This window comes from Burkholderia anthinoferrum (genome assembly GCF_002925705.1).
Taxonomy (GTDB): domain Bacteria; phylum Pseudomonadota; class Gammaproteobacteria; order Burkholderiales; family Burkholderiaceae; genus Burkholderia; species Burkholderia semiarida.
In genome coordinates, this window is the sequence record NZ_LFZP01000060.1 from 1 (window position 1) to 18,530 (window position 18,530).

Annotated in this window: 18 protein-coding genes; 6 read left to right on the top strand and 12 right to left on the bottom strand. The window is 66.0% G+C overall.

Annotated features, from left to right (window positions below):
- Positions 1 to 84 precede the first annotated feature (84 nt).
- From C5F75_RS28930 to C5F75_RS28940, 3 genes are all read right to left on the bottom strand, one after another.
- On the bottom strand, positions 85 to 519 hold the full coding sequence (locus C5F75_RS28930; RefSeq protein ID WP_258048611.1) for a lysozyme inhibitor LprI family protein: 435 nt from the start codon (positions 517 to 519) through the stop codon (positions 85 to 87).
- A gap of 94 nt (positions 520 to 613) precedes the next feature.
- On the bottom strand, positions 614 to 1,183 hold the full coding sequence (locus C5F75_RS28935; RefSeq protein WP_104013130.1) for a YdeI/OmpD-associated family protein: 570 nt from the start codon (positions 1,181 to 1,183) through the stop codon (positions 614 to 616).
- A gap of 96 nt (positions 1,184 to 1,279) precedes the next feature.
- The gene (locus C5F75_RS28940) at positions 1,280 to 2,407 is read right to left on the bottom strand and encodes an aminotransferase class V-fold PLP-dependent enzyme (RefSeq protein WP_104013131.1); all 1,128 of its coding nucleotides are present in this window, start codon (positions 2,405 to 2,407) and stop codon (positions 1,280 to 1,282) included.
- Positions 2,408 to 2,683: 276 nt separating this feature from the next.
- On the opposite strand from C5F75_RS28940, the gene C5F75_RS28945 reads away from it, so the two are divergent.
- A complete protein-coding gene (locus C5F75_RS28945; protein WP_104013149.1) occupies positions 2,684 to 3,865 on the top strand; it encodes a serine hydrolase domain-containing protein in 1,182 nt (393 codons plus the stop codon).
- Positions 3,866 to 3,959: 94 nt separating this feature from the next.
- Here the strand turns inward: C5F75_RS28945 and C5F75_RS28950 are convergent, their stop codons facing one another.
- The 4 genes from C5F75_RS28950 to C5F75_RS28965 all read right to left on the bottom strand — a co-directional run bounded on the left by C5F75_RS28950 (position 3,960) and on the right by C5F75_RS28965 (position 8,720).
- Positions 3,960 to 5,132: an NAD(P)/FAD-dependent oxidoreductase gene (locus tag C5F75_RS28950; protein WP_059579830.1), complete on the bottom strand. Its 1,173-nt coding sequence runs from the start codon at positions 5,130 to 5,132 to the stop codon at positions 3,960 to 3,962.
- Positions 5,133 to 5,282: 150 nt separating this feature from the next.
- Positions 5,283 to 6,434: a branched-chain amino acid ABC transporter substrate-binding protein gene (locus C5F75_RS28955; RefSeq protein ID WP_059640455.1), complete on the bottom strand. Its 1,152-nt coding sequence runs from the start codon at positions 6,432 to 6,434 to the stop codon at positions 5,283 to 5,285.
- A 421-nt stretch (positions 6,435 to 6,855) separates the two neighbouring features.
- Complete coding sequence (locus C5F75_RS28960) at positions 6,856 to 7,047, bottom strand: CsbD family protein (RefSeq protein WP_059579825.1); 192 nt, start codon at positions 7,045 to 7,047, stop codon at positions 6,856 to 6,858.
- A 140-nt stretch (positions 7,048 to 7,187) separates the two neighbouring features.
- Positions 7,188 to 8,720 carry a helix-turn-helix transcriptional regulator gene (locus C5F75_RS28965; RefSeq protein ID WP_059640572.1) on the bottom strand — a complete coding sequence of 511 codons (1,533 nt, stop codon included), beginning with the start codon at positions 8,718 to 8,720 and terminating at the stop codon, positions 7,188 to 7,190.
- A 398-nt stretch (positions 8,721 to 9,118) separates the two neighbouring features.
- Between C5F75_RS28965 and C5F75_RS36940 the strand changes: the two genes are divergently transcribed.
- The 3 genes from C5F75_RS36940 (at position 9,119) to C5F75_RS28975 (ending at position 9,972) form a co-directional block, all read left to right on the top strand.
- A complete protein-coding gene (locus C5F75_RS36940; protein WP_006484627.1) occupies positions 9,119 to 9,283 on the top strand; it encodes a hypothetical protein in 165 nt (54 codons plus the stop codon).
- Positions 9,284 to 9,370: 87 nt separating this feature from the next.
- Positions 9,371 to 9,721, top strand: a complete 351-nt coding sequence (locus tag C5F75_RS28970; protein ID WP_059579819.1) for a BON domain-containing protein — start codon at positions 9,371 to 9,373, stop codon at positions 9,719 to 9,721.
- 53 nt (positions 9,722 to 9,774) lie between these two features.
- Positions 9,775 to 9,972, top strand: coding sequence for a CsbD family protein (locus C5F75_RS28975; protein WP_059579817.1), 198 nt, complete (start codon positions 9,775 to 9,777; stop codon positions 9,970 to 9,972).
- Between the two features lie 239 nt (positions 9,973 to 10,211).
- Here the strand turns inward: C5F75_RS28975 and C5F75_RS28980 are convergent, their stop codons facing one another.
- Positions 10,212 to 11,240, bottom strand: coding sequence for a DUF1338 domain-containing protein (locus C5F75_RS28980; protein WP_059579813.1), 1,029 nt, complete (start codon positions 11,238 to 11,240; stop codon positions 10,212 to 10,214).
- Positions 11,241 to 11,466: 226 nt separating this feature from the next.
- On the opposite strand from C5F75_RS28980, the gene C5F75_RS28985 reads away from it, so the two are divergent.
- On the top strand, positions 11,467 to 12,414 hold the full coding sequence (locus C5F75_RS28985) for a LysR family transcriptional regulator (RefSeq protein WP_060315994.1): 948 nt from the start codon (positions 11,467 to 11,469) through the stop codon (positions 12,412 to 12,414).
- A gap of 19 nt (positions 12,415 to 12,433) precedes the next feature.
- Here the strand turns inward: C5F75_RS28985 and C5F75_RS28990 are convergent, their stop codons facing one another.
- The 3 genes from C5F75_RS28990 to C5F75_RS36945 form a co-directional block, all read right to left on the bottom strand.
- Positions 12,434 to 12,925, bottom strand: a complete 492-nt coding sequence (locus tag C5F75_RS28990; RefSeq protein ID WP_258048612.1) for a hypothetical protein — start codon at positions 12,923 to 12,925, stop codon at positions 12,434 to 12,436.
- A gap of 59 nt (positions 12,926 to 12,984) precedes the next feature.
- Positions 12,985 to 15,114, bottom strand: a complete 2,130-nt coding sequence (locus tag C5F75_RS28995) for a TonB-dependent receptor (RefSeq protein WP_059579808.1) — start codon at positions 15,112 to 15,114, stop codon at positions 12,985 to 12,987.
- A 130-nt stretch (positions 15,115 to 15,244) separates the two neighbouring features.
- Positions 15,245 to 15,787, bottom strand: a complete 543-nt coding sequence (locus tag C5F75_RS36945; RefSeq protein WP_181035490.1) for a hypothetical protein — start codon at positions 15,785 to 15,787, stop codon at positions 15,245 to 15,247.
- A 133-nt stretch (positions 15,788 to 15,920) separates the two neighbouring features.
- On the opposite strand from C5F75_RS36945, the gene C5F75_RS29000 reads away from it, so the two are divergent.
- A complete protein-coding gene (locus C5F75_RS29000; RefSeq protein ID WP_059579806.1) occupies positions 15,921 to 17,549 on the top strand; it encodes an NADP-dependent glyceraldehyde-3-phosphate dehydrogenase in 1,629 nt (542 codons plus the stop codon).
- A gap of 71 nt (positions 17,550 to 17,620) precedes the next feature.
- On the opposite strand, the gene C5F75_RS29005 is transcribed toward C5F75_RS29000, so the two are convergent.
- Positions 17,621 to 18,253, bottom strand: a complete 633-nt coding sequence (locus tag C5F75_RS29005) for a LysE family translocator (RefSeq protein WP_104013132.1) — start codon at positions 18,251 to 18,253, stop codon at positions 17,621 to 17,623.
- Positions 18,254 to 18,530 lie beyond the last annotated feature (277 nt).

Genomic DNA, 18,530 nt, shown 5'->3' on the forward strand with positions numbered 1-18,530 from the left:
ATGCTGACGTCTCCCGTTCCGTTGACGTCAACATGCTACGTGAAGATAGACCAGTTAACAACGGAACAGGACACTAGCGCCGCACTAACCATGGCTCACTTGTTTGAGCCACGCGTTCAATTGACGCGTACGATCACGTGTTCTGTCGATTTCGCAAGTCAGTAGATCAAGATTACGATCCGCGCCTACCTCGTTTATCAGATACCAAGCGGAACACTCGTCGCCGAGAAAACGGATCCATTGCCGCTGAGCCGCGACAAATTTCACCTTGAGTGCTGGATAGTCGACGTACTCGTCACGTGGCCGAGACAGCGACTTCAATACCTTTTGGTAAGTGCGGTTCAATTCGTCGTCTGCTTGCTGAAATTCATCTTGACTACGTTGCAGCAAGCACTCGGGAGCTACGCTATCCGGTGCGCAGCCCTGCGCTTGCGCAGCGGTGAACCACGACAATGTCAGCGCCATGGCGGCGCCCAGCGCAGCGCGACGAAGGCTGAACGCCGATGCACGGATATGCATTCTTGCTCCCATTCCCGTTTTCCCATTCATATGGCGATCGGAACAATTCACGCGCCGATCGCGTTCGACGAAATCTCCGTCGGAAACCCACCCTCTACGGATGAAAAGTCTCGTCCCGCTTCAGCATGTCGATGAATTCCGCGATTTTGCGCGCCCGTGATTCCGGCTTCCTGGCGTTCTGTATCCGAAACAGGATCGCATAGCGATTACGGCTGTTCAGTGTCGCAAAAAACTTCCCGGCTTTCGGATCGGCGTCCAACGCCGCCTGCAAGTCGTCCGGCACGATCGAGTTGCTGGCCGACGTATAAGCCGCCTCCCAACGGCCGTCCTTCCTCGCCTTCTCGATTTCGCCCATGCCGGCCGCGCGCATCCTGCCTGCGGCGATCAGCGCTTCGGCCTTGTCCTTGTTGAGTTTGGACCAGATGCTTTTTGCGGTGCGCGGGGTGAAGCGTTGTAACCAGTATTGCTCGCTCTCGGCCTTCTTTTGGCCATCGATCCAGCCGTGGCAGAGGGCGCTTTCCACCGCCTCTTCATAGGTGACGGTCCGCTGCCCCGCGCCTTTTTTCGCGAGCCGCAGCCATGCTCCGGTCGACGTGCCGCCGTTCCGCCCCAACCAGCTTTCCCATTCGGCTTGACTGGCAAACGTTAGTGCGCCTTCTGTCATGTCACGATCCAGAATGGTTGCGTTTTCAACGACTCGAAAGCCGCCACTCAACACACGAGCGGCGACCACCGAAGCAACCCTCGCCGCAAAACCGCCTCAAACGATCCGGTTCAACGCATCGGCAAACCGCTTCACCGCGCCATCGACATCATGCAGCTTGTCGAGACCGAACAACCCGAGCCGGAAAGTCTTGAAGTCCTCCGGTTCGTCGCATTGCAACGGCACGCCCGCCGCGATCTGCAAACCGACATCGGCAAACTTCTTCCCGGTGCGAATCCCGTCATCGTCGGTGTAACTGACCACGACACCCGGCGCCTCGAACCCCTTCGCGGCCACGCTCCTGAACCCCTTCTCCGCCAGCAGCGCGCGAATGCGCTCGCCGAGTTCGAGCTGTTCCGCCTTCACCTTGTCGAAGCCGTATGCGTCGGTTTCCTTCATCACGTCGCGCAGGGTCGTGAGGCTGTCCGTGGGCATCGTCGCGTGATACGCGAACCCGCCGCCCTCGTACGCTTCCATGATCTGCAGCCACTTGCGCAGATCGCACGCGAAGCTGGTGCTGGTGGTCGAATCGATGCGCTCGCGCGCAAGCGGGCTGAACATCACCATCGCGCAACACGGCGACGCACTCCAGCCCTTTTGCGGCGCACTGATCAGGATATCGACGCCGCTCGCCTGCATGTCGACCCACACGGTGCCCGACGCGATGCAATCGAGCACGAACATGCCGCCGACCGCATGCACGGCATCGGCCACCGCGCGCAGGTACGCATCGGGCAGCATGATCCCGGACGCGGTTTCGACGTGCGGCGCGAACACGAGATCGGGCTTGTTTTCCCGGATCGCGGCGACGACTTCGTCGATCGGCGCCGGTGCGTAGGCGGCCTGCCTGCCGGCTTCGACGGGGCGCGCCTTCAGCACCGCCGCCTCCGACGGAATGCTGCCCATGTCGAAGATCTGCGACCAGCGGAAGCTGAACCAGCCGTTGCGGATCACGAGACACTTCCTGTTCGTCGCGAACTGTCGCGCCACGGCTTCCATGCCGAACGTCCCGCTGCCCGGCACGATCGCGACCGACTTCGCGTTGTAGACTTTTTTCAGCGTGGCGGAGATGTCGCGCATGACACCCTGGAAGCGCTGCGACATATGGTTGACCGAGCGATCGGTGTACACCACCGAATATTCGAGGAGCCCCTCGCGGTCAACATCGGGAAGTAAACCTGGCATGCTCGCCTCCGGCGAAAGATGAACGATGGAATCAGGACAAGCAGCGTCTTCGATTCGATACTGCTCTGCACCATGCAACTGCGTCATTTCCTCGACGAAAGCAGATTCTAACGAACGCTGCCGGCCGCTTGGCGCCTATTTTGCCTGCCGCCGCGCCCGGTGCTCGTCGACGCCGGCCGGTACCGCGCACATCGCCCTGTTCCGTGTAAGGGTTAACGACGCGTGCGGCCGCAGCCGCCTAACATGTCGATCGGCCCCTTCACGACGGAACTTTCGATGACCTCCTCTCCCGCATCGTCACTGCAGTCGTCAACCGATCCCGCGCTCGCCGAGCGCATCGACGCGGTCCTGTCCCGCCAGCTCGACACGCAGCGCCTCGTCGGCGCGGTGGTGCTCGTCGCCCGCGACGGCGAACTCGTCTATCGCCGCGCGGCCGGATTCGCGGATCGCGAATCGCGCACGCCGATGCGCGAGGACACGCTGTTCCGGCTCGCGTCGGTCACCAAGCCGATCGTCTCGGCAGCAGCGATGGCGCTCGTCGCGCAACGCAAGCTGTCGCTCGACGAAGACATCACGCGCTGGCTGCCCGAGTTCCGTCCGGCGCTGCCCGACGGCCGCGTGCCGACGATCACGGTGCGCCAGTTGCTCGTGCATACCGCCGGCCTCGACTATCGCTTCAACGAAACCGACGCGAACGGCCCCTATGCGCGTGCGGGCGTCTCCGACGGGCTCGATCGCGCATCGATCACGCTCGCGGAAAACCTGCGCCGGATCGCGAGCGTGCCGCTGCTATTCACGCCCGGCACGAGCTGGAACTATTCGCTGTCGATCGACGTCATCGGTGCGCTGATCGAGGCCGTCTGCGGCGTGCCGCTCGCCGACGCGATCGATACGCTCGTGCTGCGCCCGCTCGGGGCACGCGATACGGGCTTCGTCGCACGCGATCCCGCACGGCTCGCCACGCCGTACGTCAACGACACGCCGCAGCCGCACCGGCTCGCCGAGAACGAGACGGTGCCCATCGACGAAGGGTTCGTCGGCGTCACGTACTCGCCGTCGCGCGCGCTCGATGCGCATGCGTTCCCGTCGGGCGGCGCCGGAATGGTCGGCACCGCCGGCGACGTGCTGACGGTGCTCGACACGCTGCGCGCAGGCGGCGGTGCGATTCTGCCGGCCGAGCTGGTCGACGAGATGGGCCGCGTGCAGACCGGCGATCTCGAATTGCCGGACCTGCCGGGCGCGGGGTTCGGGATCGGCTTCTCGGTGCTGCGCGACCCGCAGGCGGCCGCGTCGCCGGAATCCGTCGGCACGTGGCGCTGGGGCGGCGTCTACGGTCATTCGTGGTTCGTCGATCGCGCACGCGGGCTCACCGTCGTGTCGCTGTCGAACACGCTCTACGAAGGGATGAACGGGCAGTACACGCTCGATCTGCGTGATGCCGTCTACGGCGTTGGCTGACGCACGCAACGAAAAAAGGCCCGACAAAGTCGGGCCAACGGGTTTGAGACACAAGGAGAATCCCGCCCACCCCATACCGGGCGGTTACGCCGCACTACACGACGTTCTTTTCGACGATCGGCCGGTTTTCGAGCACGCGCGCCCAGCCGAGCGACGACAGGTCGAGCGTGTCGTAACGCCCGCCCAGAATGAGTTCGCTGACGCCCCGCCCCGTCGCCGGCCCTTGCTGCAGCCCGTGGCCGCTGTAGCCGTTCGCGAACACGACGTTGTCGAGTTCGGGGTGGTAGCCGATGATCGCGTTGTGATCGAACACGTTGTACTCGTAGTACCCGGACCAGCAATGCTCGACGCGCAGCGCCTCGAATTCCGGCACGCGGTGCGCGAGCGTCGGCCAGATCACGTCGTCGAACAGGTCGTGGTCGACTTCGTCGAGCGGCAGGTCGTCCGGGTCGCGATCCGGGCTTGGCGACGTGCCGCAGATATACGTGCGCCCTTCCGGCCGGAAATACACGCCGGTCGGATCGATCAGCAGCGGGCAATCGGCGAGCTTCGCCGGCGACGATACGTTGAAGATGCTGCGCCGCCGCGCATACACGGGGATGTCGATGCCCATCATCGACGACAGCGTGCGCGTCCACGCACCGGCCGCGTTGACGAGCGTGTCGCACGCGTAGCGCTCGCCGTCGCCCGTCACGACATGCGTGATCCTGCGGCCGTCGCGCACCACGTCCTTCACGTCGGCCGGCACGTAGCGCGCGCCGAGCGCCTGCGCCTTCTTGCGCAGCGCCTGCACGAGCCCGTAGCCGTCGAACCAGCCTTCGCCGCTCACGCCGTACGCGCCCGACGCGAGATCGTCGACGTTCAGCCACGGGAACTTCGCGCGCAGCGCGTCGCCGTCCATCAGCCGGATATCGGCGCCGAGGCGCGTCTGCAGCGCATGGTTCTCGCGCAGCGTCGCGTCGCCAGCCGGCGTCGCGAGGAACAGGTAGCCGCCCTCGTGCAGGTCGATCGACGGGCGGTGGCCGTCCACTTCGAGCCGCTCGCCGATCGTGCGCAGGAAGTCGATGCCGAACAGCGACATCTCGATCGACAACGGCGTGGAAAACTGCTGGCGAATCGACGCGGCCGACAGCGCCGACGACGATTTGGCATAGGTGGGGTCGCGTTCGATCACGGTCACGGCGACCGTGGGATCGGTGGCGCGCAGGAAATAAGCGATCGAGCTGCCGATCACACCACCGCCGACGATGACGACTTGAGAACTCACGACTGACTCCGGTTGCACGTAAAAGGCTCAGGGCCTGAAAATGATGCGTGCCGCGACTCGCGGGCATCCCGCGAGCAAACTTCGCGGGCGATCGCCCCGGCTATTTCAGCACGTCCGGCATCGCCGCGAAAGCCTGCTCGCGCGCTGCGTTCAGTCCGCCGATTTCGTCGTGACGGGCTGCCACGCGGCGTTCTTCACTTCGTACAGCGTCGAGCTCGGGTTCTTCAGGTCACCCGTGTTCGTGAACGCGATCGTGCCCGTGATGCCGTCGTAGCGCGTGCCCTTCAGCGCGCCGTTGAAATCGCCCGGCTTCGTCGAGTTCGCCTTCTGCATCGCGTTGATCGCGATCCACGTCGCGTCGTACGCGAACGGCGCATACGCGAGCATGTCGACGCCGTACTTCTGCCTGAATTTCGTTTCGAACAGCTTGCCCTTCGCGAGACGCGACAGCGGCTGCCCGTACTCCCATACCGATGCGCCTTCCGCCGCATTGCCGGCGAGCTTGATGAAGTTCGCGTTCATCACGCCGCCGCCCGCGAGGAACTGCGCGCGGATGCCGAGCTGGCGCATGCGCTTCACGAGCATCGCGGCCTGCGCGTCGAGGCCGCCGAAGAACACGAGATCGGCATTGGCGCTCTTGATCTTCGTGAGCTGCGCGCTGAAGTCGACGGCCTTGTCGTTCGTGAATTCGCGCGCGACGATCGTGCCGCCGTTCGCCTTCACGGCCTTCTCGAATTCGTCGGCTTCGCCCTGGCCGAACGCGGTGCGATCGTCGATGATCGCGATGCGCTTCGCCTTCGTCACGCTCGCGGCGTACGCACCGGCGTTGCCGGCGTTCTGCGTGTCGGTCGCGATCACGCGGTACACGGTGTCGAGCCCCGCGCGCGTGATGTCGGGATTGGTCGCCGACGGCGTGATCATCGGAATGCCGGCCTTCGCGTAGATCTTCGACGCCGGCAGCGTCGTGCCGGAATTGAAGTGGCCGATCACGACGGCCACCTGCGCATCGGCGAGCTGCTGCGCGGCCTGCACGCCGGTGCGCGGATCGCTCTGGTCGTCCTGCGACGCGACGACGAACTTCACCGGCTTGCCGCCGACGGTCGTCCGCGCCGCATTCGCTTCGTCGACGGCCATGCGCACGCCGTTCTCGATGTCCTTGCCGTATGCCGCGCCGCCGCCCGTCAGCGGGCCGGCCACGCCGACCTTGACGATCGTCTCCTGCGCATGGGCCGCGCCCGTCTGGAATGCGAAAAGCGCGGCGGTCAGCGCGACGCCGGAAAGCGAACGAATGCGGAACGTCATGGCAATCCTTCTTCTATGGGTCGGGATGCAACGCGAGACTGGCACGCGTCGGCAACCTCCTGCGCGCCGGTGATGCCTTTCCGTGCCGGAGCGCGTGCGACCCGCCGATCCGGCCGGACGATCACCGCGGCTCCGTCTCCGAAGAACCTTTCATCGCGAAAGAGGTGAAGGGATTGTGGGTAGCCAATACCCGTGCAGCAAACGAAATATCGGAACTATGTCGTGAGGATTTGTCATCAAGTTCCGTGCTGATGGCCGATCGACGGCCGTCCGGCGGCGGCCGTGGATGGCGGTATTCCGTGGGGAATGGCGGCCGCGCCGCAGGGTAAAGGCCGGTCGTCGTCATGCCGGCCGCGCATCATCGTCGCGGCGCCGGCCCGGCCGGCCTTCGCGACGCCCACGGCCGGCGCCGCGTCATCGGTCAGTGCCGATCGGTGCCCGTATGCTTGCGCACCGCATCGGCGGCCTCGCCGGCCTTCTCCTGGAGCTTGCCGGCCTGCTGCTCGGCCACGCCTTGCGCTTCGGTCTCGCGGTCGCCCGTCACCTTGCCGAGTGCTTCCTTGACCGAACCCTTGACCTGCTTGAGCTTGCCTTCGATGCGATTCCTGTCCATGGTCGTCTCCTGCGATGGTTGAGGAAAGCCGGCAATGCAGCGGCCTGCGCGGCACCGCCGAGCGGACAGGATCGCAAGCGGCGGCCGCGGGCGGCAGATGCGGATGCACCAGTGCGCATGGTGCATTCGTACCGATCCCGTCAGTCCGTGCCTTTCGCGCCGCCCTTGTCGGCGCGCGCGCCGTTCGCTTCGGCCGCGCCGACGATGCCGCGCTCGCGCGCCCAGACGATCGCCTCGGCGCGGCTGTGCACGTCGAGCTTCGCGTAGATCGTCGCGACGTGATTGCGCACGGTGTTCGGCGCCAGGCCGAGGCGGCCGGCGATCTCCTTGTCGGCGAGGCCGTGGCACAGCAGGTCGAACACGTCGCGCTCGCGTGCGGTCAGATCGGACAGTTGCGCCCCCGCATCGGGCGCGTTCGCGCGCCGCACGTTCGCGAGCTTCTCGATCAGCGTGCGGCTGAACCACGACGCGTCCTGCATCGCGGTCTCGATCGCATAGACGAGCTCCATCTCCGTGCGCTTGCGGTCGCTGATGTCCAGCAGCGCGACGAGCAGGCAGTCGCGCCCGTGAATCGCGACGGGGTCGGCCGACACGACGCAATCGCGCACGTCGCCGTCGCGCGTGCGGATCTGTACGTCCACGTTGCGCACGTGGCCGTCGCGCGCGAGCCGGCCTTCGATGCGCGACCACGCGCCGCGTTCGGCCCACAGCCCGATCTCGTCCGCGGATTTGCCGAGCAGATCGGTCTGCGCGTGGCCCGTCATCGCGGCAAACGCATCGTTCACGTCGAGCAGCTCGAAACGGTCGGCCGTGACGATCGCGGTCGCGACCGGCGCCATCCGGAAGGCCGTCGCGAAGCGTTCCTCGCTTTGCATCAGCGCGCGCTCGGCCTGCTTGCGCGGCTCGAGATCCATGAACGTGAACAACATGCACGCCTCGCCGTTCATGTCGATCGGCTGCCCGGCGACGACCACCGCCTTGGTGCTGCCGTCGGCAAGTTTGAGCACGGCTTCCATCTGCGGGATGGTCGCGCCTTCGCCGAGCCGCTCGATCGCGAGCTCGCGCCGCTCGGCCTGGTCCAGCACGTCGACCTCGTACACCGAGCGGCCGAGCACGTCGTCGCGTGCGTGGCCCGTCATGTCGAGAAAGCCCTGGTTGACCTTCACGTAACGCAAGTCGTCGAGCCGGCAGATCACGGCCGGCGCCGGATTCGCGTTGAAGGTGCGCTCGAAGCGCTCCTCGGCGCTCGCCCATTCGGTCGCGTCGTGCAGCACCAGCGCGAGGCAGTCGGGTTCGCCGGCCGCGTTCGTCAGCACGAGGCTGCGGATGCGATGCACCCAGCTCACCGACTCGTCGGCGGCCGATTCGACCTCGACCGTCACGTCGCTGAACTCCTCGCCGGCGATCACGCGATCCATCGGATAGTGCCCGTCGCGCACCGGATGGTTGTTCCGGTAGCGCAGCCGGAATCGCTCGCGGTATTCGGTGACGTCCGCGCCGAGCGCCTTCAGTTCGGTCACGCCGTGCATCGCGAGCGCGGCCTCGTTCGCCCAGACGATCCGCTGGTCCGGCTCGATCAGGATCACGCCCTCGGTGAGGCCCGCGATGATCTGGTGCAGCTGGCGCCGGTCGGTATGCGACTTGAGCACCTGTTCGTCTACTGGTTCGTTCATCGAATCGTCGTCCCTGTCGTCAACATGAGCGGTCAACATGCGCGCCGGCCGCGCGCCCGTGGCGGCGGCACATGCCAGCCGCCGCGTGCGGCGATGATCGTGTGCCGGGCAACGGCGCGACAGGCGCGGATGCACTACCTCGAATAGTACATTCGCACGCCGCCGCCGATCGTGCGGTGCCCCGCCGAACGGGGCGGCACGGCCCGCGCGCCCGCCAGACCGGGTTGCCCGGGTGGTGGTGCATCTGCCGTTCCCGCCCCTGTGTTCCGTCCCCCGGTGCAAACGCACTAGCCGACCCGGTGAATTTGCGCGATGTCCGCTCGCGTTCGCGTCGGTACGCTGGTACTGCATCGGCGCTCATGCGCTGCCCTTTCATACCGCAGAGGGAGGACATCAGGATGAAATTGCATCAGACACCCGATCCGACGCGGCCCGAGCCGGCCCCGGACAATCCGCCCGAACCGGCGCCCGGCACCGATCCGCCGGTGCCGCTGCCGCCCGACGTGCCGCGCCCGGACATGCCGCCGCGCGAGCCCGGCTACGACACGCCGATCGCGCGCTGAGTCTCGCCATGCATGCGTAGGAACGCACGGGAACGCTCCGTGCTCGCCCACCGATTGATTCAACCCGCCAATCGAAGGAGGACATCAATGAACAAGACCTCGCACCTTTCGACCCTGCTCGCCGTCAGCGCGGCGTTCCTGCTTTCCGCGGCCCCGCTCACGAACGCGCATGCCCAGGCATCGTCGACCGACAGCGGCATGGCGACCGAATCGAACCAGCCTGTCACCGACACGTGGATCACGACCAAGGTAAAGAGTGAACTCGCGACCACCAAGGGCGTGGAAAGCACTGACATCAGCGTGAAGACGGTGGACGGCGTCGTCACGCTGACGGGTGTGCTGCAGACGAAGACCGCCGTGAAGAAGGCCATCGCCGTCACCCGCGCGATCAAGGGCGTGAAGCACGTCGACGCGTCCGGCCTGAAGGCCAAGGCCTGAGCTACCCCGCGGCCGAGCGCCGCACTTTTCTCCCCTTACGAAAGGAGTACACGATGAACGAGGACAAGATCCAGGGCCAGTGGAAGCAGCTCACCGGCAAGCTGAAGGCCAAGTGGGGCAAGCTGACCGACGACGATCTCGCGGTCGCGGAAGGCAACCGCGACTATCTGGCCGGCAAGATCCAGGAGCGTTACGGGATCGCCCGCGACGAAGCCGAGAAGCAATTGAAGGAATTCGACCGCGAGCTGTAACGCGCCAGTCGTCTCACCCTGCCGCGACGCACGCCGCGTCGCGGCCACGAGGAGGACAACGACATGGGCAAATATCTGATCGCATGGCTGCTCGGCGTACCGATCGGGCTGCTGGTGCTGTTTTATCTGGTCACGCACCTGTTCTGACGCACGCGACGCCCCGTCGACGCAAACGGGCCGGCGGCTGAAACCAGCCGCCGGCCCTTCTGCTTTCCTCCCTGCCGCGCGACGCGAAGCGCTTACTTCGCCGCGTTCGCCGTCATCTTGAAGATGCCCTGCGCGTTGCCCGCATCGAAGCGCAGGTCGGTCACCCAGCGACGCGACGCCTGGTCGAACGTGCGCTTGCGCGTGATGAACTCGTAGAACGAACCGGGCACGTTGCGCTTCACGGTGCCGCCGTCGCGCGTGCGGAACTCGCGCTCGACGGTATCCGCGCGATAGGCCGTCTGGAACACGCGGCCCGAGCGCGAGCGCTCGACTTCCGGCTTCATCGGCCGGCCCTTCGCCTTCTCGTCGTCGGACAGCTTGAACACGTCCGGGACGCGATCGGTCGCGTGATTGAACGCATTGCCCTCGGTCGCGATCCACGCCATTTCCGCCGATTCCATCAGCAGCGTCTCATAGTCGAGTTCGTTCGGCACGTCGTGCTGGCGCGCGAACGCGCCGACGATCTCCGGCAGCAGCGCGTGCGCGGCTTCCAGCGGCAGCCAGCCTTCGCGCTCGACCTCCCACAGCAGCGCGACGGCCGCCGGCGACAGCGGGTCGCGCGACGAGCTGACCACGTTCGTCACGGCCTGCTGGAATTCCTTCGAAAAGCGCTCCGGATGCAGTTCGCTGACGAAGAACTGCGCGATTTCGTCCGGCGCGTCTTCGTGCGCGTACGCGCGGCCCGTCATGCCGAGCTTGTCGAGCGGATAACGGCCGTTCAGCCGGAAGCCGAGCGGACGCAGGATACGCGTGAATGCGGCTTCGCCCGGCGGCAGCGCGCCCGTATGCGGCCAACGCACCGTTCGCAGCGCGCCGTGGTCGAAATAGACCGAGCCGCCGCTTTCGATCGCGTCGGCCGTGTACGCGCGGCCGTTCGCCGAACGCTCGAGCAGCCCCTCGAACAGCGCCATGTTCATCGCCTGCGCGATTTCCGCGCGGGTCACGACGCCGTCCTCCCATTCCTCGAGGATGGCCGGCATGTTCAGGGTCGAGAACAGGGCGTCGGTCTTCGCCTGTCCCAGCAGCTTCGTCAGCAAGCTGTCGATATTCGGATTGCGCATCGGGATTCTCGTCTCGGGGGGACCCGCCGGCAAGCGCGCCGGCCACTCGTCGGCCGGCCGCCCACGGGCGCCTGACCTTGCATGGCAAGCATTATTCAAAGGGTTGCAGCGGCGCGTAAAGCGAGATTAAATTGATATGTGATGAGTTTTTGGAATTATCGATCGCTCTTCGCCGGCATTTCTCCCCGGCGGCGGGCGGCTCCGTCCATCAGACAAAACGAGCATCATGCGCAAATTCAAGATCCCCAACATGGGTGCGCTCGTGGCCTTCGAAGCCGCCGCCCGCCATGAGAGCTTCACGCACGCGGCCAAGGAGCTGTTCCTGACCGAAAGCGCCGTGTCGCGGCAGATCGCGACGCTCGAAGCGAGCCTCGGCGTGCGGCTGTTCGCGCGCGTGAAGCAGCGCGTCGTGCTGACGCGCGCCGGCAAGCTGTACGGCACGCAGGTGCGGCGCGCGCTGGAGGCGCTCGACCGCGACACGCTGTCGATCATCGCGCACGGCAGCGGCGGCGGCTACCTGGAACTCGCGGTGCTGCCGACCTTCGCGTCGCACTGGCTGATCCCGCGCATCAAGAGCTTCTACGACCGCACGCCCGACGTGCGCGTGAACATGGGCAGCCGCACCGACCTGTTCTCGTTCGAGGACACGCACTTCGAAGCCGCGATCCACTACGGCAAGCCGACCTGGCCCGGCACGTCGTCCGACTACCTGTTCGGCGAGGAAGTCGTGCCGATCTGCTCCCCCGCGCTGCTGAAGGGGCCCGTCGAGCGCGTCGAGGATCTGCTCGCGTATCCGCTGCTGCACTCGACCACGCGCCCCGGCGCGTGGGCGCAGTGGTTCGAGACGCACGGCGTCGAGGACATCCGCACGATGCAGGGCGTGCGCTACGAATTGCATACGATGCTGATCAGCGCGGCGGCGGCCGGGCTCGGCGTCGCGCTCGTGCCGAAGTTCTTCGTCGAGGAACAGTTGCAGCAGCTCGGCCTCGTCGTGCCGTGCGATGCGGCCACCGTCGGCGATTCGGCGTACTACCTCGTGTATCCGACGGAGTTCAGCCACAGCAAGCCGCTGGAATCGTTCCGCGGGTGGCTGCTCGAACAGGCAAGCGCGTATGCGGCGCCCGAGCGCGACGCGCACGACGCCGACGAGGCGGACGACGAGGACGTCGAGTAAGGGCGCCGCCGCGCCGGCGTCATCGCGCGGTGGCGCCGCAGGCGTGCCGCGCCGGCACGTCGGCTGCCACGACCCTCAGCAGCCGCGCGCGATCGGGCGTTTCCAGCCCCGGGCACGCGGTCTCCAGATCGCGAATCACGAGCGTTGCGCGCCCGTCGAACCGGCATACGCCGCGCGGCTGCGCCGCGGGCAGCCGCAGCCCGCGGGCCGCCTCGCGCTGGTTCGTGAAAACGATCACGCCCGCGCGTTGCGAGCGATCAGGCAAGCGCCGGGCGGACGCATCGTCCTCTTCGAACCACACGTCCGACCCGAGCGATTCGTCGCCGTAGTCGAGCGCGTAGCGCCCCGACAGCGTGATCGTCCGGTCGACATGCATCGCGTGGCACCCCGGCTCGGCATCCGCCGCGATCGTCTGCGCACCGGCCGCGACCGGGCCGCATACCAGCAACGATAGAAACAGCGCGCGGGCGCGGCCGGTCAGGCTCGATACATCGATCGTGTGGCGGATCATGGGCAGTCAGGGGCGCGGGTCGTCGTGACGAAGACCCGCATTGTCGCGCACCGCGTGCGTTACATGTGCCACTTCACCGTGGCGGTCAGCGTGCGCGGATCGCCCGGCATGTTGTACAGGTCCGCGTTGCCGTGCGCGGCGATGAAGTAGCGGCGATTGAACAGGTTGTCGAGCGTGAGCGTCACGTCGACCTTCTTGCTGCGATAGCCGGCGCCCAGGTTGAACACCGTGAACGACGGCAGCGTGACGAGATCGCTCGCCGACGTATAGCGCGCCGACTGGAACTGCATGCCGGCCGCCGCATAGAAGCCGTACGGCAGCTCGCGCTTGAGCCACAGGCTCGCGCTGTGGCGCGGCATCAGCCCCGGCGTGTTGCTCGACAGCGAGAGGCCGGCCGCCGTCGATTGCGCGGAACCGTCCACCGTGCCGTTCAGGTACGCGTAACCCGCATACACCGACCACTTCGGCGCGATCTCGCCGGTGAAGCCGAGCTCCATCCCGCGCACGTGCTGCGTGCCGATCGGCAGCGCATAGCCGGGATTCGCCGGGTCGCCGATCTGCTGGTTGGTCTGGCGCATGTCGAACAGCGCGACGCTGGCCGTCGCCTTGCCGCCAAGGTCGAAGCGCGAGCCGACTTCATACGCGGTGGTCTTCTGCGGCGCGAGCGCGGCGCCGTTCGAGAACGCGCCGGAACTGATCAGCGTGTCGGCCAGCGGCGAGAACGACTGGCTGAACGACCCGTACAGCGTGAGCCAGTCGAGCGGTTCGTAGATCAGGCCGACACGCGGGCTCCACGCGTGATCGGTGCGGTCGAGATTGACGTTCGACGACGTGTAGTCGTGGCGGATCTGGTTCAGGTAGTCGAAGCGCAGGCCGGCGAGCACCTTCCAGTGTTCGGTCAGCGAGATCAGGTCCTGCGCGTACACGCCCGCGAGCCCGACGACGGTCGACGCGTTCGTCTTCGCACGCGCGCCGATCGGCACGCCGGGCAGGACGACCGGCTGCGGATTGAAGAGATCGTAGTTCGCGACCTTCGTCACGCTGTAGATCGTGTCGAACTTCTGCTGCTGCGACAGCTCCAGCCCGTACAGCAGCTCGTGGCGCATGCCGAACAGCGACGTCTTCTGCGTGAGCTCGAACAGCCCGTCGATGCCGTGGTCGGTGCGCTGGCGCGTCGACTGGTCGAGCGTGACGACCGGGTGTGCAGCGGTCTTGATCGGCTCGTACGTCACGTAGTTCTTCCGCTCGAGCGAGAAGTCGTACGCGCGGATCGCGCCGTGAAACGACAGCGAATCGTTGAAGCGGTGATCGAGCGACACCGTCGCGCTTTTCGCGGAGACGTCGTTGTACGAACTGTTCCCGCCGTCGGCCGACCCGTAGTACGTGTTGATCGGCACGTCGACCGGCCGGCCGCGATACGCGGGAATCCCCTGGTCGGACGTGCGGCGGTCGTGCAGGTAGTCGAATTCGACGTTCAGCACCGTGTCGCTGTCGAGCTTGAACTGCGCGGACGGCGCGATCGCCTGCCGGTTGAGCTGGAATTTGTCGCGGAAGCTGTTCGAATTCTCGGCCGCGCCGGTCATGCGAAAGCGCGCCGCGTCGTTCGCGTTCCAGCCGAGGTCGAACTCGCCGCGCCGCTCGCCGCGCGTGCCGAGCGTCACGCCCACGTCGTTCACCGGGTTCGCCTGCGGCCGCTTCAGCACGCGGTTCACGATGCCGCCCGCCGAGCCGCGCCCGTACAGCACGGCCGCCGGCCCCTTCAGCACCTCCACGCGGTCGACGTTCGACAGGTCGCGGTAGTAGAGCGCGTCGTCGCGAATGCCGTCGACGTACTGGTCCGTGATGCTGTTGAAGCCGCGGATCGTGATCTGGTCGCGCTGGCCGTCGCCGACCGAGAAGCCGACGCCCGGCACGTTGCGCAACGCGTCCTGCAGCGACGTCGCGTTCTGATCCTCGATCACCGCGTGCGGCACGACGTTCACGGTCTGCGGCACGTCCATCAGCGACATGTCGGTCTTGGTCGCCGCGCGCGAATGGCCGCCGTCGTACGACGCGTGCTCGGCGGCCGCGTTGACGGAAATCGCGGGCAGTGTCGCCGCGGCGTCGCTCGCCTGCGCAAACGAAGTGCGGGCGCCAGCCAGCGACGTGGCGATCAGAAGCGCATGGCACGCGCTCTTGTTGAGTTTCATCGTGAACGTAGAGGTAGTGAAGAAAGCGGCGAACGGGGCACGCCGGCCGCGCACCCGGCACGAAAAAAGCCGTGACGTCCGGTCACGGCTCGTAATGCGGCGAAATAATAAACGAGAATGATTCGTGTTTTTAATTAATTTGCGGCATGTCGCCTGCCCGCAACGCGGACGTGGAGCGCGCTCTGTATTCCTGACGAATACCTTTCTGTTTCAGGCCGTCGAGCGGCTTGATTCGTAATGTAAACGAAAGAATTGAATCGATCGTCTCATGTGGCGACGATCGGTAAAAGGCAGGATTCGGGATACGGCGATGGAGAAGCTGGAGAGGATCACGAAGGATCGAGACAAGCAGGCGCGACCGATTCAATCGTCCGGTGCGCGCCGGACCGGGCAACCCCGACCCGGCGCTCCGGGCAGCCGACCTCGTATCGGCGGCGCGGCGGATCTTCTTCTGTTCTTCACTGCGTCTGCTCTCAGGTTCACTGCATTTTTTTTCCTCACCGCGTCGCGCCATTATCCGCTCAATTCGGCCGAAGTAAAACGTTTGCGATTGCACCCGCATGGCTATACCGGCGATTCGGAAACAGTCTTTCGAAATACTTACGGTAATTGCGACGTGATTCCGCGTTGTTGCATTCGCTGCGGCGTTCCTTTTAAATGGAACTGGTTCCATTCGCCGGATCGGCCACATTCGCGCGTGACGTGCAGCCGCGTGCGCGTCATGATGCCGATTCAGGATCGAGGATCATTCCGCTCAGGATTCGCATCGCCCGTCCTTCCCGGACACCCCGTCAAACGAGACCGTCATGCCCGATTCCGCCTCCCTGCAGCACCTGTTTCCCGCGTTACAAGAGATTCCCGCCGAATTCCGGCTGGCTTCGCCGATCCACCAGCGCGTGTCGCTCGTCGACGGCGAATTGCGACCGTGGGACGGCGCCACCAAGACCGTGCTGTCGCCGGTATGCGTGCGGCAGGCGGACGGCAGCGTCGAGCAGGTCGAGATCGGCAGCTACCCGGTGATGGGCGAAACGGAAAGCGACGCGGCGCTCGACGCCGCGGTGCGCGCGTACGACGCCGGCCGCGGCGAGTGGCCGACGATGAAGGTCGAGCAGCGCATCGCGTGCATGCAGGACTTCATCAAACGGATGGTCGCGCAGCGCGAACTCGTCGTGAACCTGATCATGTGGGAGATCGGCAAGAGCCTCGCCGATTCGCAGAAGGAGTTCGACCGCACCGTCACCTACATGACGCAGACGATCGACGCGCTGAAGGAGCTCGACAACGCGAACTCGCGCTTCGTGATCGCGGAAGGCACGATCGGCCAGATCCGCCGCACGCCGCTCGGCGTCGTGCTGTGCATGGGCCCGTACAACTATCCGCTGAACGAAACCTTCGCGACGCTGATCCCCGCGCTGCTGATGGGCAACACCGTGGTGTTCAAGCCGCCGCAGTACGGCACGCTGCTGTTCGAACCGCTGCTCGAGGCGTTCCGCGACGCGTTCCCGAAGGGCGTGATCAACACGATCTACGCACCGGGCGCGGTGGTCGTGCCGCACATGCTCGCGTCGGGCAAGATCAACGTGCTCGCGCTGATCGGCTCGAGCAAGGTCGCCGATCACCTGAAGAAGCAGCACCCGAAGTCGCACCGGCTGCGCGCGATCCTCGGCCTCGACGCGAAGAACGCGGCGATCGTGCTGCCCGACGCCGATCTCGACCTCACCGTGAAGGAGTGCCTGCTCGGCGCGCTGTCGTTCAACGGCCAGCGCTGCACCGCGCTGAAGATGCTGCTCGTGCATCGCTCGATCGTCGACGAATTCCTGAAGCGCTTCACCGCCGCGCTCGAACAGCTGAAGATCGGCATGCCGTGGGAAAAGGGCGTCAGCATCACGCCGCTGCCGGGCATGCATCGCACCGCGTACATGACCGACGCGATCGACGACGCGAAGGCGAAGGGCGCGCAGGTCGTCAACCACCAGGGCGGCGAGTTCAGCAAGACGCTGTTCTACCCGGCCGTCGTGTATCCGGTGTCCGAAGGAATGAAGCTGTACCGCGAGGAGCAATTCGGGCCGATCATTCCGGTCGCGCCGTTCGACGACGTCGATACCGCGCTCGACTACGTGACGACGTCGGAGCACGGCCAGCAGGTCAGCATCTTCGGTTCCGATCCGGCGCAGATCGGCGCGCTCGTCGATCCGCTCGTGAACCAGGTGTGCCGCGTGAACATCAACTGTCAGTGCCAGCGCGGGCCCGACGTGTTCCCGTTCGCGGGGCGCAAGGATTCGGCGGAAGGCACGCTGTCGGTGAGCGACGCGCTGCGCGCGTTCTCGATTCGCTCGATGGTCGCGGCGAAGCAGACCGACAGCAGCAAGCAGTTGCTCGACTCGATCGTGTCGGATCACCACTCGAAGTTCATCAATACGGGCTTCATTTTCTGAAGCCGGCTTGATCGATGCCGGAACCTCCGTCGCACGCCGGTGCGGCGCAGGCTCCGGCACACGCTGCACGGCTAAACGTTCGTCGCCAGCAGCCGAACGCCCGCCACGCCGAACACGACGGCCAGACACGCTTCCATCGCACGCCGCCCGCGCACGTACAGCCGGCGCGCACCGTCCATCGAGAACGCCAGCGCGTAGCCGCCGAACACCACGCAGCCGATCGCGAGGCAGCCCGGCACGACGGCGCCGTGCGCCCCGCCCGCGCCGTTCGACGACAGCGCGACGATCGACACCCACACGAGGATCGCCTTCGGATTGGTCAGGTGCAGCATCGCGCCGCGCACGTAGAAACGCGACAGCCGCTGCTCGCGCGCCGCGTTCGCGGTTGCAGCCGGCGGGCCCGACAGCGCCATGCGCCCCGACTTGAACGCGAGCCACAGCAGGTACAGCCCGCCGAACACCTTGATCGCGACCAGCAGCTTCGACCACGCGAGCAGCGCGGCCGAGACGCCGAGCGCCGCCACCGTTGCCCAGAACATCGACCCCGAAATCACGCCGAGCGCGAACGCGAGCGCCGCCTTGCGGCCCTGGTTCGCGGCGACTGACATGATCGCGAGATTGCTGGGGCCGGGGCTGGCCGTGCCGATGAAATAGGCGGTGTAGGCAAGCAGCAGGTTGGCGGAGAAGAAGGCGTGGGCGTTCATGTCGCACCTCGGGAGATGATCGGGAGATTGTCGGCAAACCCGCACCGTGTGCCCATGGACAATTGCGCGGCGATTCGCTGGGCCAGTTGCGTGACCATGCAACCGATCGCCGCGCGCCGGACCGTCTCTGTTTTGAAACAACCGGCGCATTCGCCGCCGGTTCGCGCGATGCGGCGGCGCGCGCTCCATGCAGCCGTTTCCCGTCGGCGAACGCACGGCGGGCATGGCGAACCGCCCGGCACGCGCCGGGTCGGCCGTTCGCCGGCGCGAATGCGCG